The 17,182-nt window shown below is 43.6% G+C and carries 17 protein-coding genes; all 17 read left to right on the top strand.

What is annotated here, in order from left to right:
- The first annotated feature begins 52 nt into the window (after positions 1-52).
- Positions 53-886, top strand: coding sequence for a sulfate ABC transporter permease subunit CysT (gene cysT / locus BSO02S_RS20625; protein ID WP_066072052.1), 834 nt, complete (start codon positions 53-55; stop codon positions 884-886).
- 17 nt (positions 887-903) lie between these two features.
- Positions 904-1,791: a sulfate ABC transporter permease subunit CysW gene (cysW, locus tag BSO02S_RS20620; RefSeq protein ID WP_066072049.1), complete on the top strand. Its 888-nt coding sequence runs from the start codon at positions 904-906 to the stop codon at positions 1,789-1,791.
- Position 1,792: 1 nt separating this feature from the next.
- The gene (locus tag BSO02S_RS20615) at positions 1,793-2,863 is read left to right on the top strand and encodes a sulfate/molybdate ABC transporter ATP-binding protein (RefSeq protein ID WP_066072047.1); all 1,071 of its coding nucleotides are present in this window, start codon (positions 1,793-1,795) and stop codon (positions 2,861-2,863) included.
- 341 nt (positions 2,864-3,204) lie between these two features.
- Positions 3,205-4,005, top strand: a complete 801-nt coding sequence (locus tag BSO02S_RS20610; protein ID WP_066072044.1) for an alpha/beta fold hydrolase — start codon at positions 3,205-3,207, stop codon at positions 4,003-4,005.
- A 75-nt stretch (positions 4,006-4,080) separates the two neighbouring features.
- Complete coding sequence (locus BSO02S_RS20605; RefSeq protein WP_066072041.1) at positions 4,081-4,869, top strand: IclR family transcriptional regulator; 789 nt, start codon at positions 4,081-4,083, stop codon at positions 4,867-4,869.
- Between the two features lie 303 nt (positions 4,870-5,172).
- Positions 5,173-6,450: an MFS transporter gene (locus BSO02S_RS20600; RefSeq protein ID WP_066072038.1), complete on the top strand. Its 1,278-nt coding sequence runs from the start codon at positions 5,173-5,175 to the stop codon at positions 6,448-6,450.
- A 161-nt stretch (positions 6,451-6,611) separates the two neighbouring features.
- A complete protein-coding gene (locus BSO02S_RS20595) occupies positions 6,612-7,148 on the top strand; it encodes a cupin domain-containing protein (RefSeq protein WP_066072036.1) in 537 nt (178 codons plus the stop codon).
- A 117-nt stretch (positions 7,149-7,265) separates the two neighbouring features.
- Positions 7,266-8,180: a VOC family protein gene (locus BSO02S_RS20590; RefSeq protein ID WP_066072033.1), complete on the top strand. Its 915-nt coding sequence runs from the start codon at positions 7,266-7,268 to the stop codon at positions 8,178-8,180.
- Between the two features lie 17 nt (positions 8,181-8,197).
- Positions 8,198-8,989, top strand: coding sequence for an SDR family oxidoreductase (locus tag BSO02S_RS20585; protein WP_066072031.1), 792 nt, complete (start codon positions 8,198-8,200; stop codon positions 8,987-8,989).
- A 25-nt stretch (positions 8,990-9,014) separates the two neighbouring features.
- Entirely contained in the window at positions 9,015-10,703 is a 1,689-nt protein-coding gene (locus BSO02S_RS20580; RefSeq protein ID WP_066072028.1) for a thiamine pyrophosphate-binding protein, read from the top strand.
- 11 nt (positions 10,704-10,714) lie between these two features.
- On the top strand, positions 10,715-12,160 hold the full coding sequence (locus BSO02S_RS20575; RefSeq protein WP_066072025.1) for an aldehyde dehydrogenase family protein: 1,446 nt from the start codon (positions 10,715-10,717) through the stop codon (positions 12,158-12,160).
- A 13-nt stretch (positions 12,161-12,173) separates the two neighbouring features.
- Positions 12,174-12,959, top strand: coding sequence for an aspartate dehydrogenase (nadX, locus tag BSO02S_RS20570; protein ID WP_066072022.1), 786 nt, complete (start codon positions 12,174-12,176; stop codon positions 12,957-12,959).
- A gap of 122 nt (positions 12,960-13,081) precedes the next feature.
- Positions 13,082-14,386, top strand: a complete 1,305-nt coding sequence (locus tag BSO02S_RS20565) for an aromatic ring-hydroxylating oxygenase subunit alpha (RefSeq protein WP_066072020.1) — start codon at positions 13,082-13,084, stop codon at positions 14,384-14,386.
- A gap of 53 nt (positions 14,387-14,439) precedes the next feature.
- Positions 14,440-14,949: an aromatic-ring-hydroxylating dioxygenase subunit beta gene (locus tag BSO02S_RS20560; RefSeq protein WP_066072017.1), complete on the top strand. Its 510-nt coding sequence runs from the start codon at positions 14,440-14,442 to the stop codon at positions 14,947-14,949.
- A 26-nt stretch (positions 14,950-14,975) separates the two neighbouring features.
- The gene (locus tag BSO02S_RS20555) at positions 14,976-15,761 is read left to right on the top strand and encodes an SDR family NAD(P)-dependent oxidoreductase (protein ID WP_066072014.1); all 786 of its coding nucleotides are present in this window, start codon (positions 14,976-14,978) and stop codon (positions 15,759-15,761) included.
- A 104-nt stretch (positions 15,762-15,865) separates the two neighbouring features.
- On the top strand, positions 15,866-16,828 hold the full coding sequence (locus BSO02S_RS20550; protein WP_066072011.1) for a VOC family protein: 963 nt from the start codon (positions 15,866-15,868) through the stop codon (positions 16,826-16,828).
- Positions 16,829-16,961: 133 nt separating this feature from the next.
- The coding region (locus BSO02S_RS27765; RefSeq protein ID WP_218010614.1) for a hypothetical protein at positions 16,962-17,182 on the top strand (221 nt) is incomplete at its 3' end.

Here is a 17,182-nt window from a genome sequence, read left to right as displayed (position 1 = left end):
TTCTTTGAGATTTGGGACCCCTTATGTATCTTCTACGGAAGGGGACAACCTCATGGCTCACTTGCAAGGCTTGAAAGTCAAAAGAAATAGTGTTCTGCCCGGATTTGGCATTTCCCTAGGGTTTACGATGTTTTATATTAGCATCCTCGTCATTCTCCCTTTATCGACGATTTTTATTCATTCTGTGACGGTCCCGTGGTCAAAAGTTTGGGAGACGATTTCTGACCAGAGGGTGGTTGCTTCCTATCAATTAAGTATTGGGGCCTCTTTATTAGCCGCCTTCATAAATGTTGTTTTTGGTGTGTTAATTGCATGGGTCTTGGTCCGCTATCGTTTTCCGGGAAGACGAATGATTGATGGCCTCGTCGATTTACCATTTGCCCTGCCGACTGCGATTGCAGGAATTGCCTTAACAACTTTGTACTCGCAAAATGGCTGGATTGGCCAATTCTTGAATTTTAAAGTGGCTTTTACTCCACTTGGAATTACGCTTGCCCTAACCTTTATCGGATTACCCTTTGTCGTTCGAACGGTGCAGCCTGTTTTGCAGAACGTAGATAAGGAAATAGAAGAAGCTTCGGCCAGTTTGGGAGCAAACCGATTGCAAACGTTTGTAAGAGTTATTTTCCCTGAGTTGCTGCCTGCGGCACTAACAGGTTTCGCCCTAGCCTTTGCCAGGGCACTCGGTGAGTATGGCTCGGTTGTCTTTATTGCCGGGAACATGCCCATGCGCACGGAAATTACCCCTCTTTTGATCATGACGAAGCTAGAACAATATGATTATGCAGGAGCAACGGCCATCGCCGCGGTTATGCTTATTTTTTCTTTCATTCTTTTATTCGTCATTAATTTACTGCAGTGGTGGACGAATAGAAAATTTATCTAAATCAATAGGAGGTAATTATGGCTGGACACGTTTCGGTGCACTATTCAAGTTTACCGGTAAAGAATACAAAAAGTGATTCTGAGGCTCGGCTCGTTCGCTGGATTCTAATTATACTAGCCGTAGGATTTTTATGTTTATTTTTGGTTTTACCGCTGGTAGCTATTTTTATAAAAGCATTTGATAAGGGCAGTGCCGTTTTTCTAGCTGCCATTAGCAATCCAGATGCTTTATCGGCAATCAAGTTAACGATGATCATCGCCCTGATTACCGTGCCGCTCAATGCCATCTTTGGCGTAGCTGCTGCTTGGGCGGTGACCAAGTTCAATTTTAAAGGAAAAAGTCTTTTGATTACGATTATTGACCTTCCGTTTGCCATCTCACCTGTTATCGCGGGATTGGTGTTTGTTCTATTGTTTAGTGCTCATGGCTTATTTGGACAATGGCTAATGGATCATGATATAAAAATTATTTTTGCGGTGCCAGGTATTGCACTTGCTACACTATTGGTGACATTGCCCTTTGTAGCCCGGGAACTAATTCCGTTAATGCAAACACAGGGGACGACCGACGAGGAAGCATCATTGACGTTAGGCGCGAACGGATGGAAGACCTTTTTATTGGTAACGCTGCCGAATATAAAATGGGGATTACTATATGGCATTATTCTCTGCAGTGCCCGTGCAATTGGGGAATTTGGAGCGGTATCAGTCGTTTCAGGTCATATTCGGGGGCTGACAAATACCATGCCGCTTCATATTGAAATTCTATACAATGAATATCAATTTTCCGCGGCGTTTGCGGTTGCGTCCTTGTTGTCATTTTTTGCGATTATTACGTTAGTCGTGAAAAATGTGATTGAATGGAAAGTAAAAAAATCAGAAATCCCTGAGGAAGGAGCATCCTAAGATGAGTATTCAAATCCAAAACATCTCTAAATCGTTTGGGACATTCCAAGCCCTTGATAATATTACAATTGATATTCAAACGGGGGAACTCGTCGCACTTCTTGGGCCTTCGGGATCCGGCAAAACATCCCTTCTACGGATTATCGCAGGATTAGAAGCTGCGAATCAGGGAGCGATTCTTTTTGGGGAAGAAGATATGACCCTGATTAACACAAAAGAGCGTAAAGTCGGTTTTGTCTTTCAACATTATGCTTTGTTCCGCCATATGACTGTTTTTGATAATATCGCCTATGGGTTAAAGGTACGTCCTAGAAAAACCCGCCCATCCAAAAAGGAGATTGAAGAGAAGGTCTATGAATTACTTAAGTTAGTAAAGCTAGAGGCATTTGCCAATCGATATCCTTTCCATTTGTCAGGTGGGCAACGGCAGCGTGTGGCCCTTGCTAGAGCATTAGCAGTTGAGCCCAAGGTTCTTTTGTTAGATGAACCATTTGGTGCCTTAGATGCCAAAGTTCGGAAAGAACTTCGCAGATGGCTTCGAAAACTCCATGATGATTACCAGATTACGAGCATTTTTGTTACGCATGATCAGGAGGAGGCCCTTGACGTGGCTGATCGGGTTGTCGTCATGAATGAAGGGAAAATTGAGCAGATAGGTACACCAGAAGAAGTCTATGAAAATCCGATTAGTCCTTTTGTGTATCACTTTTTAGGCAATGTTAATTTGTTTAAAGGCCGTTTGCATAACGGGAAATTACAGCATGGTAGTTTTGAAGTCGATGCACCAGAATTCGCTGGAACAGAGAATAGAGAAGCAGTAGGATACGTCAGGCCACATGACATTAGTATCGAACGCGAAGCAAGCCCGGATGCCGTTGCTGCTAAAATTAGCTATATTCATATTGTAGGGGCAGCTGTACAAATTGAATTAATCCGTAAAGATGAAGGAGACTTTTTGGAAGTAGAATTAACGAAAGAACACTTTCGTAGCCTAAATCTAAAATCAGGTGAGGATGTGTATGTAAAGCCAAAACAACTGAGGGTGTTTATACCTGAGGATTATTCGATATAGAGGACAAGGGGACTGGAACGATTGCTAGATTTACCTAAGCCAGGCATCATGATGCCTGGCTTTTTGGCCGTTTTGACGGGTAAAGGGGATATTCTCCAAAAAGGTACCTGAATTACTTTGAAGAGGATGGTGATACGCTATCCACATTCACTAAATGCTAAAGTGCAGATTCTTTCATTTTAAGCAAGGGATATCCAATTCTGTTCATTAATTTTTAATTATCTTCTTACAATCTAATGAAATTTCTGAAAACTCCATTGACATATACTGAATTTGTTTTATCATGGAAAATATAAAACGTTGTTTCGCCAATGAAACAATCACTATTTAGGGGGAGAAAAATGGCTTTTTTACAAGTGGAGGATTTAACGATTCATTATGAAATCGAAGGGGAAGGTGCCCCATTAATCATTTTACATGGCATGGGGAATAATTCGCAATCCTGGAAAAAACAATTAAAGGGTCTATCTGAGCAGTTTACGGTCATCGCATGGGATGCGCCCGGATATGGGAAAAGTTCTGATCCAAAAGAGGAATTGAAGGAATTTACGCAGTTTGCCGATGTGTTAAAAGGATTTATTGAAAACTTAAACTATGAATCCGTTACGCTTTTAGGACATTCCATGGGTTCAGCGATTGCCCTTGACTTTTGCAGCCGATTCCCGCAAATGGTTGATGCGCTAATTATTTCCGATGCGACAAGAGGGGCAGTGGCCCTGAGTAAGGAAGAGAATGAACGGAAATTAAAAAATCGCTTAACGAACATGGAAACAATGGAGCCAAAAGAACTAGCAAAACTACGGGTAACGGATCTTCTTTCGCCACAGCCTGATCCTGAAATCAAGAAAGAAGCAGAAAGAATCTATGGGCAAATTCGGCCAATGGGATTCCGCTCTGTCGCTTATTCCTTATTTCATTTGAATCAAATGGATACCCTATCTTCTATCACCGTTCCTACCCTTGTCATTTGCGGTGAATTGGATAAAGTTACCCCGGTAAGTGAATCAGAGGTTTTTCACGATGCGATTCAGGGCTCAAAAATGGTTATCATACCTGGGACAGGTCATTTGTGCTATCAAGAAGACCCGAATCAATTTAATTCAATCGTCCTCGAGTTTCTAACCACTGTAGCAAAAAAATAAAGATACAGTTTCATTGCTTTACTTTGATATGATTGTACTATAAGAAATTACTAACATTGAGATGGTGAAATGCTGATGGCAAAAGAGGAAAAGGAACGGTATAGTGCCAATTCTTTAGTGAGAGGATTGGAAATTTTAAAGTTATTTAGTGAAGAGCGGCCGACATTATCCTTGGTAGAAATCGCGAAAGAACTGGATGTAAGCCGGACGGTCCCATTCCGGTTATTGTATACACTGCAAACACTCGGGTATCTTTATCAAGATGAACATACCAAACGATACAATTTAACCCCTAAGGTATTAGAATTGGGCTTTGCATACTTAAGCACATTAAAGCTTCCAGAGATTGCCCAGCCCTATTTAGAAAAATTAAGGGATGAAACGGGGGCCTCCTGCCATCTATCGATATTGGATGGACATGAGGTGGTCTATGTGGGCAGTGCTGCAGCGAGAGGGGTATCCGCTGTTAATGTGAATATCGGGCTTAGACTTCCAGCCCATGCAGTAGCAAATGGAAAAGTTCAACTCGCCTATCAACCACAAGAGCGGTTAAATCAAGTATTATACGGCTCAAACTTAACACCTTTCACCGAACGGACCAAAACTGATTTTGTGGATTTCCAACAAGAATTAGCGACCATCCGCGAGCAGGGCTATGCGATCACAAAAGGTGAGTTGCACCATGGAATTCAATCTGTGGCGGCACCTATTATCAATCGCAGCGGTCAGGTTATTGCCGCCATTAATTTGGTCGCAACCGACACGATTCTTCATAATGAATTTATTGAGAAAGCCGCACTGCCTAAAGTCCTGGAAGTGTCAGAAATACTGTCTGGATTTATGGGCAATCATGTGAAAAACTAATAACAAGTCAAAAAAAGCTTGCGAGCCGCGCAGGCTTTTTATTATTCAAATAAAGCTTTAAGTTTTACATATGAAACGTGTTTTAAATTGTCAAACAAAATTCACAATTTATGTTGACACAATATTCATAAGATTTTAAAATAGACTTATCAGGAAACTGTGTTTCGTATACAAAACATAGTGGTTGCTGCAAATAATAAAAAGGGAGGCATAAAAGTCCAATTCGGCCTTTAGATAGTTTATAGTAAATTTAAAAACCATTTGAAAGCGTATTCACTTCATTAAAATAAAGGGGGCTCTTTAATGCTAAAAGGTAATAAACGATGGATTTATATTGCTGTACCCATTTTCTTCTTTTGGTTTTTTGGACAAATTGATAAATTAGGAATCTCCATTATTCAAACAGATCAAGGTTTCTTAAATGATCTTGGCTTAACAGGTGCAGATAAGAATGCAAAAATTGGAATGATTACCTTTGTGTTTACTATTTCATATGCGCTATCCAATGTCATTTGGGGATTTATCATTGACAAGCTTGGTGCTAGAAAGACAGGTATCTTGGGTTTGGTTGTATGGGCAATAACCATGGTTATTGGCGGATTATCTACTTCTTATGAGATGTTTATTTTGAGCCGCATTGTCCTAGGAATTGGTGAGGGGATGATGATTCCCATTTGCGGGAAGTTTATCTCAAACTGGTTTAACCATCGTGAACTTGGTCGAGCGCAATCCACTTGGCTTGCAGGCAACTATTTAGGACCTGCATGCGGGGCTGTTATCTTAACAATTATTATTGCTAGCTTTCACTGGCAGGCAGCCTTTTTCCTCTTAGCAGGATTTAATATTTTTGTCGTCCTTCCAATGTTTATCTTCCTAACACGAGATACTCCGGAAGAACATCGGGGAATAGATAAAAATGAATTAGCTTATATTCGCCAAAAAGATACCAAAGCATCCACGAAAAAGCAAAACTTTGCTCAAGACTACCGTTATTGGATTGTTTGGTTCGGAATGTTAGTGGCATCCTTTTTATTTTTCGGTATTAGTATTTGGCTTCCTACCTATTTAGTTGGTTCGAAAGGTTTTACAAGAGAGGCAATGACAGGCATCACCTCTTTATCATGGCTCTTTGCGTTAGGATTCGTCTTAGTTTGCGGGTTTTTATCGGATAAAACCAAGCGGCCTAGCTTGCTTGCGACGATTTTATTTTTGTTGACGGCCTTATTTTTAACGGCTGCGATTCTTTCTCCACAACCGGTAATGGCCGGAATCTGCATGGGCTTAGCGATGGGCGCGCAAGGCGGCGTCTTCCATTTAAGTAATTTATTTATGGTTAAATTCTCTACACCCGAAACAGCCGGACGTGCGGCTGGATTGATGGGATTCACCAACATTCTTGGCGGGTTTTCAAGCTATATCATGGGTTGGATGGTTGATATTTCCGGCGGTGACTTTGGACCTTCTATTATTATGTTGATCATTGCCTCTACACTTGGTTTCGCTGCCTATCTGTTTACATTGAAAAGAGAGGCATCAGAGCTCAAGCTGGAGAATTTGCCTCCCAATCATTTAGCTTTATAACAAGAAAAGCATGTTTAGATGTTATCTATACAAAACAAAGTTTTAAAAAATTAAATTGTCCCAATATTTATAATTGACAATTATAATGTTGGGATTTACTATTAGTTTATAAGGGAAACAATGTTTCAAATATAAAACATACATTAAGAGGAGTGTTGAAAATGTCTGAAGAGAAGTTTTCAGTAGAAGCGTTTGAAAAAAAATATGTGGCCCGCTTAAATGATCGTTCATTAGATTGGAATGTCTTGAAGTTTCAAGAAGAGGTGGATCCAGCTTATCGCCGGGCTCAAATGAGATATATCGGCCGCGGCGCCACAGCGAATAATGATGCAAATGTCATTGCAGCTGAACACTTTACATTAAGCACGATGGTTTTACCATCAGGCTGCAAGGGACCGCTTCATTTACATGATGATGTGGAGGAAGTTTTCTTTGTTATTAAAGGCAGTGTGACCGCGCTTATCCAAGAAGTGGGCGAAAGTGAAGTTCATGAAATCGTTTTAAATGAAAGGGATTGCATCAGCTCTCCTCCTGGAGTCTATCGCGGACTTCGCAATGACAGCGATGAAGAGGCATTAATGCTTGTGATGTTAGGCGCAGTAAAGCCGAACCTACCGACTTATCCACAAGGTAGTGCGTTAGAAGAACTTCGTATCAAGCGTGCAAAAGAAAGAGAAGCAATTATTAACGGAAAATAAGGCAGATGTTTCAAACAGAAGCCCTGATTACCTAGAATTTGTTCGTTAACAGGGATGGTCCTCATTTTTACATGTGAGGTCATCCCTGTTATTTCACAAAAAAATGGAGGTGGCATGATGTTAGGAATAACACATTTGCGGCATATAAGCTTAATTACCCCAGTTCTCCAAGAACAGTCTGATTTTTATGAAAGAATTTGGGGATTGGATAAGGTTTCGCAAGATGATGATGCTGTTTACTTTCGTGGGGCCGGTTCTGAAAATCATATATTAAGCCTGCATGCTGGCGAAAAAAGAGGCCTGCACCATATCGCGTTCGGCATGGTGGATAAAAATGCAGTCGATCGAGCAGCTGAAACACTTGCGTCAAAAGGTGTGAAAATTGTTTCTGCTCCGGGCTATTTGGATGAAGAGGGGAAAGGCTATGGCTTGCGCTTTGTCGATCCGGAAAACCGCTGTATTGAATTATCCGCATGGGTGGAAATGCATACCACGATTTGGAACAAGAAAAATGTTGATCCGGTCAAACTCAACCATGTCGTCATGAATACGAAAGACCTGGATATGATTACCGCGTTTTATACCGATATCTTAGGGTTTAAGGTGACAGACTGGAGCGAGCACCAAATGGCTTTCTTGCGCTGTAACAGGAAACATCACTCGATCGCCTTCAATCAGGATCAACATGCTTCGGTTAATCATATCGCGTATGAAGTGGATACCGTCGATGAGGTCATGAGAGGAATAAGTAATGTCAGAAAAGCAGGCTATCAAGAGATTTGGGGCCCCGGAAGACATGGTCCTGGCAACAATATTTTTTGTTACTTTCAAGATCCCGGGAAGTTTGTGATGGAGTATACCTGTTATTTGGAAACAATTGAAGATGAGGCAGATTGGATCGCGCGTGTCTGGAAACGTGTCCCACATCTCATGGACCAATGGGGAATTGCCGGACCGCCAAAACCGGAAACACGGGCAGCCATGGGTGGAGAGGCAGATCCAGGCTGGGTAGATGTCAAAGCATTGGTTTAACCGGAAGGGGTGTCATGATGGATTTAGGATTAAAGGATAAAGTAGCCGTGATTATGGGCGGAACCTCTGGAGTTGGCTTAAAAACGGCTGAGATGTTTCTGCAAGAAGGTGCAAAAGTAGCTGTTTGCGGAAGAGATAGCGAGCGAAAAGAAAAGGCCTATGATCACCTCCTGAAATTTGGCGCAAAAGAATCCATTTTTGCCGCCACATGTGACGTAACAAATAAGGATGAGGTCAACGAATTTGTCAACGGAACAGCTGCCTATTTTGGCAGGATTGATATCCTTGTCAATGCAGCCGGACAAAGTGTGATGGGCCATTTCTTTGATGTAACCGATGAACAGTGGCAGCAGCAGATTCAGTTAAAATACTTTGCGATCATTTACGCAGTGAAGGCAGTCCATCCTTATTTGGTTAAACAAGGCGGCGGACGGATCATTAATATCAATGCAACATTGGCGAAAGAGCCGGAAAGACATATGATTGCGACAGCGGCAACGAGAGCTGGATTATTGAATTTAAGCAAGACACTCTCCCAAGAGCTTGCTTCCGATAATATCTTAGTGAACTCGGTGAGTTTAGGATTAATTCGAACCGATCAATGGGAACGAAGAAGATTGAAAAATGCGCCTGAGATGAGCGCGGAAGACTATTATGCGGACTTAGCCAAAAAGAGAAATATCCCTTTAGGAAGAGTAGGGGAAGCCGACGAAGTGGCCAGTGTGATTTTATTTTTAGCCTCAAGTCAAGCAAGTTATGTGGCGGGTTCAACAATTGAAACAGCTGGAGCGCTCGGGAAAGCGCTTTAATTATAGGTAAAGGCAGGAATGAATAATGAGTGAACTAAACAAAAGAGAATTTACGACCGCTGACGCAGTGGTAAAAGAGCTTGTCCGTGCGGGCGTGGAAACAGCGTTTGGCATTGTTAGTATTCATAATATGCCGATTTATGATGCGATTCTTCGGGAAGGAAGTATTCATTTGGTCTGCTCGCGCGGTGAGAGCGGAGCGGCAAATATGGCGGATGGATATGCGAGGGCGACAGGTAAATTGGGCGTTGTGATTACAAGTACGGGAACGGGTGCCGGAAATGCAGCAGGTTCCTTAATTGAAGCGTGGGCAGCGGGCGTACCCGTTCTCCATCTTACCGGCGAGGTGGCTTCACCCTATTTAGGAACGGGCCGGGGCTATATCCATGAATGCAAAGACCAGTTGTCGATGATGGAAGGCTCTTGTAAAAAAGCCTTGCGCTTAAGAAGACCTGAGCAGGCAGCAGGGGTTGTCAGACAAGCCATTCAAGAGGCGTTTGCCCATCCGGCAGGACCTGTCACACTTGAAATCCCCATTGATTTTCAATCTGCCATTATCCCTAATCATGCGATTGAGGAAATCAGAATATCAGCTCCAACCAATCATCCCATTCCATTTTTTCCTGAAGAGGCATTAGCCAAAATTGCTGGTGCAAGCCGGCCGGTCATTTGGGCAGGCGGTGGAGTGATTACCTCTGGTGCATCGAAAGAGGTTGCAGCCTTGGCAGAAACGATTGGGGCGGCCGTCATTACAAGCCAATCGGGAAAAGGCAGTATACCCGAAAATCATTCACAATGTATCGGTCACTTTGCGGCCAATGAATTAACGAAAAACTTACTGAAAAACGCTGATTTGTTAATCAGTATTGGCGTTCGATTTAGAGGAAATGAAACAGCCAACTGGAAGGTCACCGTTCCAAACGAACATATCGCGATTGATGCCGACTGGCAGGCGATTAATCGTAACTACGAAGCTAGCTATGGAATCGTCGGGGACGCGAAACAAATATTACAAGCATTAAATCTAGGACTCTCGCAAAAATCAATCGTTCCGAATCCTAGCTATCTTGATGAAGTCCAGTCCGTACGGGAAGAATTGCGTTCACAGCTGCGGGCGACACTTGGTCCATATGAACAAATCCTCGATGGGATGCGAAAAGTGCTTCCTGCTAACACGATTTTAGTCCGCGATGTCACCGTTCAGGCGAATGTGTGGGGCAGCCGCTTATTTGAAATCTATGAACCAAGGACATCGATTCATGCGTCCGGCGGCGGGATTGGCCAAGGGCTGCCAACAGCGATTGGCGCTCAAATGGGCTTTACCGATCGTCCGGTGGTGCTGATGGCAGGCGATGGCGGGTTTATGGTCAATGTCGGTGAAATGGCCACCGCTGCTCAAGAAAAACTGCCGCTAATTGTCGTCCTGTTTGATGATGGCGGCTATGGAGTGCTCCGAAATATTCAAAGTGCAGCTTATGGCCGTCAGGTGGCCGTTGATTTATTAAGTCCTGATTTTGTGTTATTAGCGCAATCGATGGGATTTGATGCCTCGCGAATCGGTTCACCGGCAGAATTTGTCACTGAGCTTGAGAAGGCAGTGGAAAACCAAAAGCCAACGATGATTGTTGTTGATATGGACGCGGTCGGACCAATGGCGAAACCATTTGGAGGTCCTCCAGGTGCAGCCGATGCGTTCAAACCGAAAAAGTTATAGGGGGAATTAACGTGATTTCAACACATCCAGTTGTTTCAGGAAAATATCTGATTGGCGGGCAGTGGCTTCAAGCGGAAAAGACAGCGAATGTCATCAATCCAGCGAATACGAATGAAGTGGTCGGCGAGGTTGCTTTATGTTCCAAGGCGGATGTAGAACAGGCGGTAGCTACCGCGGTGAAAGCCTATGAAAGCTGGTCGCAAAGTGAAATTGCGGAGCGGGCTAAGCGGATGCAGCTTGCTGCCGATAAAATTAAGACAATCGTTGAAGAGAATGTTAGTTTGCTCGTGCGCGAGAATGGCAAGGCACTTGTGGAGGCAAAAAAGGATTTGCTTCGTTGTATCGATATTATGAAGCAAGGGGCAGAAGAGTTACTGCAATGGTGGCAGCCTGAAAGCCTGCCGGGCAATCAAAAGGTGCAAATCCGCAAGCGTCCGCGCGGTGTGGCTGCCATTATCTCACCTTGGAACTCGCCGTTGATTCTTACCTTTAAGCGGGTCATTCCGGCAGTTTTGACAGGAAACACGGTGGTCGTTAAGCCGGCAACCAGCTGTCCATTAACGATTATGACTTTCTTACAAGTGGTCGCTTCTCATTTTCCGGAAGGGGTCATTAATATTGTGACGGGTTCTGGCGGTGTGATTGGCGATGCGTTATGTTCTGACCCGCGCGTTCGGACGATTGCCTTCGTGGGCAGTACGGAAACGGGAAAAGAAATTATGCGGGCCGCTTCTGGTACCGTTAAGAAACTGTATATGGAACTGGGCGGGAATGATGCAGCGATTGTTCTGGCTGATGCTAAATTAGATGAGGAAGCCATCAAGCGCCTTCGTTTCGGTGTCCTGCGTGCGGCCGGGCAAGTATGCTCCGCCATCAAAAGGATCTATGTGCATGAATCCAGATATGAAGAAGTTATTGAAAAATTAACGAAGGAATTCAGTCACATTCGGGTGGGAAATGGGATTCAGCCGGATGTTGAAATGGGTCCTTTAAATAACAAATCACAATATGACTATGTAAACGGCCTGATTAAGCGGGCGGCTGAAGCAGGGGCGAATGTCATTACGGGCGGAATTCAACTGGATCCGGAATCGTGGGACCAGGGTTATTATATTATGCCGACAATCATTACCGGTGTTGACCAACAGAGTGAAATCGTTCGTGCTGAACAATTCGGCCCGGTTATTCCAGTCTTGCCGTTTTCAGATGTGGATGAAGTCGTGGTGCTTGCCAATGACAGTGAGTTCGGTTTAAGAGCTTCTGTTTGGACAGAGGATGAAGCGCTTGTTGAGAAATTAGCCGACCGCTTAGAGGCGGGAGCTGTCTTCCACAATAACCATACCGTGTTCCAGGATCTTCACCTTGATTTCCCTGGGCTAAAAGAAAGCGGACTATCCCGTGAAACAAGACATTGCGGACTGGAATACTTCGCTGATTCGTACGGTTTGGCGAATTAAAGGGGGACTCCAGATGAGAATTGGGTTAATTGGCGGCGGGAATATTGGAAAGTTCCTTCTGCAAAGCATCAATCGTGATGGACTTCTTCCAGGTGGCAAAATTGTTGGCATTTATACACGCAATCAACAGTCGGGCGGACAGCTTGCTGATGAGTTTGATACAGAAAACTATGATGATATGCAATCGCTCATCCAGTCCGCTGATATTGACTTAGTAGTAGAAGCTGCAACCATTCAAGTGGTGAAAGACTATTCGGCGGCCATTTTAAAAAGTGGAAAAGATTTAGTGTTAAGCAGTGTTGGCGCCTTGGCTGATGTGAACTTTTATCAAAATCTTGAAGGAATCTGCCGGGATAGCGACACTAAGATTCATTTGCCAGCAGGGGCGATTGGCGGATTGGATGTCCTCAAAGCAGCGAAATCCGTTGGAGAACTCAAATCGGTTTCGATTATTACCAGGAAACCGCCGCAGGCATTACCGGGCGCGCCGGCCGACCGAGAGCAGGTAATGTTCGAGGGCTCTGCCGCTGAAGCGATTGAATTATTCCCAAAAAATATTAATGTATCCATCATTTTGTCGTTGGCAGGTCTGGGGCCGGGTCAAACCGGTGTGAAAATTATTTCTGATCCTTCAGTCGGGAAAAATAGTCATTCGATTGAGGCGACAGGCTCGTTCGGAAAATTATCGCTTCAAGTGGAAAATGACCCGATGCCGAATAATCCTAGAACGAGTTACCTGGCTGCCCTAAGTGTGCTGTCCGTATTGAAAAATATCGATGCGGTCGTAAAAGTGGGATAAGTGTTAGACTGTTGATTGGGACATTCGTTTATTATAATGAAGAAAACAGGGGAAGCCCAAAGATTTTAGTGTCACTCCCCTGGAAAATGAGAAACAAATGAGGACTTGGGGGGAATTTTTAGATGATTAAAACGAATATAAATCTTGAAGATATGTCTCAAAAAGAAGCCATTGAATACTTGAGTGAATCCGTTCAGCCTGAAATTGGCGCGATTCCCGCCTATCTATTAGGAGATCCAATGGTCTATGATATCGAACATAAAAAGGTATTTTTAAAAACATGGCTGTTTATTGGTCATGAATCTGAGATCCCCAATAAAAATGATTTCATTACAAGAGATGTGGCAGGTTATTCCGTGATTGTTTCACGAGGCGCAGATGGTGAAATTCGTGCTCTTTATAATATGTGTACCCACCGCGGGATGAAGCTTTGCCGGGCGGATGCAGGAAATAAATCATCATTTACTTGTCCGTATCATGGCTTTAATTTTAAAAACAATGGCGATTGTGTCGGCGTTCCGCTGCAAAAGGATATTTATGGCGAGGAATTCGATAAATCAGGATTAGGGCTTCATAAAGTTAGAATCGAATCCTACAAGGGGCTTATGTTCGGTACATGGAATGATGAGGCTGAATCATTAGAAGACTTTTTAGGTGATTTTAAATGGTATATCGATATTTTTGCTGGCCGGGCAGAAATGGAAGTCATCGGGGCGCCGCAGCGATTCGTTATTCATTCCAACTGGAAAATCGGCGCGGATAATTTTGTCGGTGACTCCTATCACACCATGGTTACCCATGGTTCGATTGTCAAATTGGGAATGGTTCCGAGTGCTACCTATTCTAAAAAAGGTTATCAAATCCATACCAGCAAAGGCCATGGTTTAAACCTGGGTACGCCTAATCCTGATTTTGCTTTTCCGGAGGAACTAAAAGAGGAATACAAGTCTAATTTAACAAACGAACAGTATGACGTTTTGGCTAATTTGAAAAATATGATCGGCAATATTTTTCCAAATCTATCATTCTTGATTTCTCACACGAAAGTAAAGGGCCAGTTGATCTCGAATACGTCGGTTCGTCTATGGAGACCGGTGGGTGCCGACAAAATGGAAGTCATTACATGGCTGTTAGTGGAGAAAAACGCCTCAGACGATTGGAAGCGACGTTCGCGCGAGTCGTTTGTGTTAACCTTCAGCCCTTCAGGCATTTTTGAACAGGATGACACGGAGGTATTTACCGATATTACAGCGGCAGCCTCCGGGACGATGCCATTAGTGAAACAGCTGACCTATAATTATACGATGGGCTTGCACCGGACACCTGTTGAGGATTTCATCGGCCCCGGTGTCGTTTTTGATGATAAATTCACGGAGGCCAATCAAAGAAACTTTTATCGTTACTGGCTTGATCTCATGACTACGTGAGGTCGCATTCCTGAGGCGGGGGAGCTTTTTATAAAAAGATTGGAGGAGTCATGATGAGTTTAGAGAAGATGCTGGCAACCTATGAATTTGAGCAATGGTTATATGCGGAAGCGAAGTTTCTTGATGATATTGATTTTGATAGCTGGTTTAGCCTGCTGCACCCGGCTATTTCTTATCAAATGCCGGTCAGGGTCAATAAGGAAGGGATGGAGCGTCCCGATTATTCGTTAGATATGTTTGCTTTTGATGATGACATTGAATTATTGAAGATTCGCGTCGATCGTTTAAAAACAGATTACGCTTGGGCTGAAATACCGCCGTCGCGGACACGGAGATCTGTCAATAATGTCCGTCTGCTTGAGTATGTTCCAAATGATAAAGCGGTGGTCAACAGTTATTTGACACTCTATCGCAGCCGGAGTACAGATATCCATCACGATTTAATTTCAGGAGAACGCCACGATGAATTCACGTTTGCTGATGGGGAATGGAAGCTGTCTAAGCGCCGATTCATTGTCGACCAAACGACATTAAATACACGGAATCTGGCAATTTTTGTTTAAAGCTTAAAGGAGAAAGGAGCGCATTGATGGCACAGCTTAGCGGGAAATCCATTTATTTAACCGGAGGTGCCTCCGGAATTGGCAAGGCTGTCACCGAAGCATGTGTTAAAGAAGGGGCAGTTGTCACCATCCTTGATAAGTCTCGGGCAGGGTTAAATGAACTAAAACAGCAATTTGGGGAATCCGTTCAATGCATGGAAGGTGACGTGACAATTTATGAAGATCATGTTCACGCCGTAAAAACGGCTGTCGAAACCTATGGTCAATTAGATGTCTTTGTCGCCAATGCCGGTGTATTCGATGGATTTGCTAAATTTGAGCAAGTTACACCGGAAGCCATGTCCGCTGCTTATGACCTGCTTTTCAATATCAATGTAAAGGGATATTTTAACGGGGCAAAAGCGGCAACTGCGGAACTGAAGAAGACTGGCGGGAATATGATTTTCACTGTTTCTGGTGCAGGGTTCTATCCGGATGGCGGCGGGGTTTGGTATACAGCGAGCAAGCATGCGCAAATTGGGTTAATGCGCCAGCTGGCATTTGAATTAGCACCCGATATACGTGTGAATGCGGTCGCGCCTGGCGGAACATTAACGGCATTACATGTTATTCCACCGTTGCAGCCGTTTGTAACAGTAGTCGATAATGAGACGAAAGAGAAAAGCATCAAAAAACGCAACCCGCTGCAAATTGCTATGACATCTGAAGATCATGTCGGGGCCTATCTCCTGCTTGCTTCCGATCAAGCACGCGCGATAACCGGTGAAGTGATATCAAGCGACGGTGGCCTAGCTGTTCGCGGGCTTGGCTAAAGCGGGTGTAAAGGCCGGTGCCTGTCACCGCCCGAATTTTGTCGAAGATTGCTAGGTATTTATTGTTAGGGCTCCCTGGATTAAAATAACCGAGGTGAATCTAGATGACCGAATCATTGACGGAAAAAAAGCCATTAGCTGGAAATAACGTCGTTAATCAAATTGCATTCGTTGTCCGCGATATTGAGCAGGCATCAGCAGCATTTGCGAAACTTCTTGGCATCCCGAAACCCAATTGGTTCTTAACAGGTGATCATAATGTTTCAAAAGTGGTCTTTCGGGGCCAGCCAAGTGGCTCCCGGAGTAAACTAGTTTTTATAAATACTCCCACGGTACAAATCGAATTGATTGAACCGAATCAAGACCCTGGCACGATGCGTGAGTTTTTGGATACAGTTGGGGAAGGCATTCATCATATCGCCTTTGATGTCGATTCTATTAAAGCTAGACTTCCTGTTTTTGAGGAAAATGGTTATCCGCTGTTGCAGAGCGGGGAATTTACATCCAGTGATGGAAGATATGTTTATGTGGATACGTTCAAGGAGCATAAGACACTAGTGGAACTGCTGGAAAGTGCGGAACCGCGGGATACTGCTCTGCCCACAGATGTCTTCACGCCTTTATTAGGAACAAATAAAGTGGAGCAGCTGTCGATTGTTGTGAAAGATCTTGATGCTGCAGCAGAAGCGTATTGCAAGTTATTGGGTGTGGAGGTACCGCCGGTTATTCAGTCGGGCCCGAGTGAGCTTACACAAGTTGTTTTTGAGAGAGAACCAACCGAAGCTAAATCGAAATATATGTTTATTAACACGCCATTACTTCAGCTTGAATTAATTGAGCCGTGCGATTCACCAAGCACGTGGAAAAAGCACCTGGAAACACAGGGTGAAGGTGTCCACCATATATCATTTGTGGTAAATGATATCGAGGAGAAAGTGAAATTGCTGGAGGATATGGGCTATCCAGTCATCCAACGGGGAAATTTCTGGAACGGTAAAGGCAGGTATGCCTATATGGATACTACCTCTACATACAAAGTAATCATCGAATTGCTTGAACGATTTTGAATGGGATTTTAATAAGTTCGAAATATGATGGAATAATGGACGCATTTGGCGTCCTTTTTACGTTGTCTTGGTAAAAATGCTCCCTTTTAGTATAGATTCCTCCATTTTCAAATTGATTCCAAGGATAAAAACGATGGTACAGAGATTTAACAACAATAATGGTTATGCGGCTGCCCTTATGACAATAAACTTAGATTATGCGGGGAATATTTACGAACGCTCCGCCACAAACAAATCACTTATTTTTCAAGAAAGTGATGTTTATTTGAATATAAACTTTTGGAGGAGATTTTGTGGCGAAAGCAGGGCAAGTGATTACTCATTCAGTAAGTGGTTCTCAGGTGATATTTATTG

The sequence above is a fragment of the Neobacillus soli NBRC 102451 genome (genome assembly GCF_001591665.1).
Lineage (GTDB): Bacteria > Bacillota > Bacilli > Bacillales > Cytobacillaceae > Neobacillus > Neobacillus soli.
Note: the sequence above shows the minus strand (reverse complement) of the source record. Positions and strands in the feature narration are given on the sequence as shown.

Bases quoted from the DNA above. Each gene is read 5' to 3' on its own strand.
- cysT (WP_066072052.1), top strand. From the start codon at position 53: ATGGCTCACTTGCAAGGCTTGAAAGTCAAAAGAAATAGTGTTCTGCCC.
- cysW (WP_066072049.1), top strand. From the start codon at position 904: ATGGCTGGACACGTTTCGGTGCACTATTCAAGTTTACCGGTAAAGAAT.
- BSO02S_RS20615 (WP_066072047.1), top strand. From the start codon at position 1,793: ATGAGTATTCAAATCCAAAACATCTCTAAATCGTTTGGGACATTCCAA.
- BSO02S_RS20610 (WP_066072044.1), top strand. From the start codon at position 3,205: ATGGCTTTTTTACAAGTGGAGGATTTAACGATTCATTATGAAATCGAA.
- BSO02S_RS20605 (WP_066072041.1), top strand. From the start codon at position 4,081: ATGGCAAAAGAGGAAAAGGAACGGTATAGTGCCAATTCTTTAGTGAGA.
- BSO02S_RS20600 (WP_066072038.1), top strand. From the start codon at position 5,173: ATGCTAAAAGGTAATAAACGATGGATTTATATTGCTGTACCCATTTTC.
- BSO02S_RS20595 (WP_066072036.1), top strand. From the start codon at position 6,612: ATGTCTGAAGAGAAGTTTTCAGTAGAAGCGTTTGAAAAAAAATATGTG.
- BSO02S_RS20590 (WP_066072033.1), top strand. From the start codon at position 7,266: ATGTTAGGAATAACACATTTGCGGCATATAAGCTTAATTACCCCAGTT.
- BSO02S_RS20585 (WP_066072031.1), top strand. From the start codon at position 8,198: ATGGATTTAGGATTAAAGGATAAAGTAGCCGTGATTATGGGCGGAACC.
- BSO02S_RS20580 (WP_066072028.1), top strand. From the start codon at position 9,015: ATGAGTGAACTAAACAAAAGAGAATTTACGACCGCTGACGCAGTGGTA.
- nadX (WP_066072022.1), top strand. From the start codon at position 12,174: ATGAGAATTGGGTTAATTGGCGGCGGGAATATTGGAAAGTTCCTTCTG.
- BSO02S_RS20565 (WP_066072020.1), top strand. From the start codon at position 13,082: ATGATTAAAACGAATATAAATCTTGAAGATATGTCTCAAAAAGAAGCC.
- BSO02S_RS20560 (WP_066072017.1), top strand. From the start codon at position 14,440: ATGAGTTTAGAGAAGATGCTGGCAACCTATGAATTTGAGCAATGGTTA.
- BSO02S_RS20555 (WP_066072014.1), top strand. From the start codon at position 14,976: ATGGCACAGCTTAGCGGGAAATCCATTTATTTAACCGGAGGTGCCTCC.
- BSO02S_RS20550 (WP_066072011.1), top strand. From the start codon at position 15,866: ATGACCGAATCATTGACGGAAAAAAAGCCATTAGCTGGAAATAACGTC.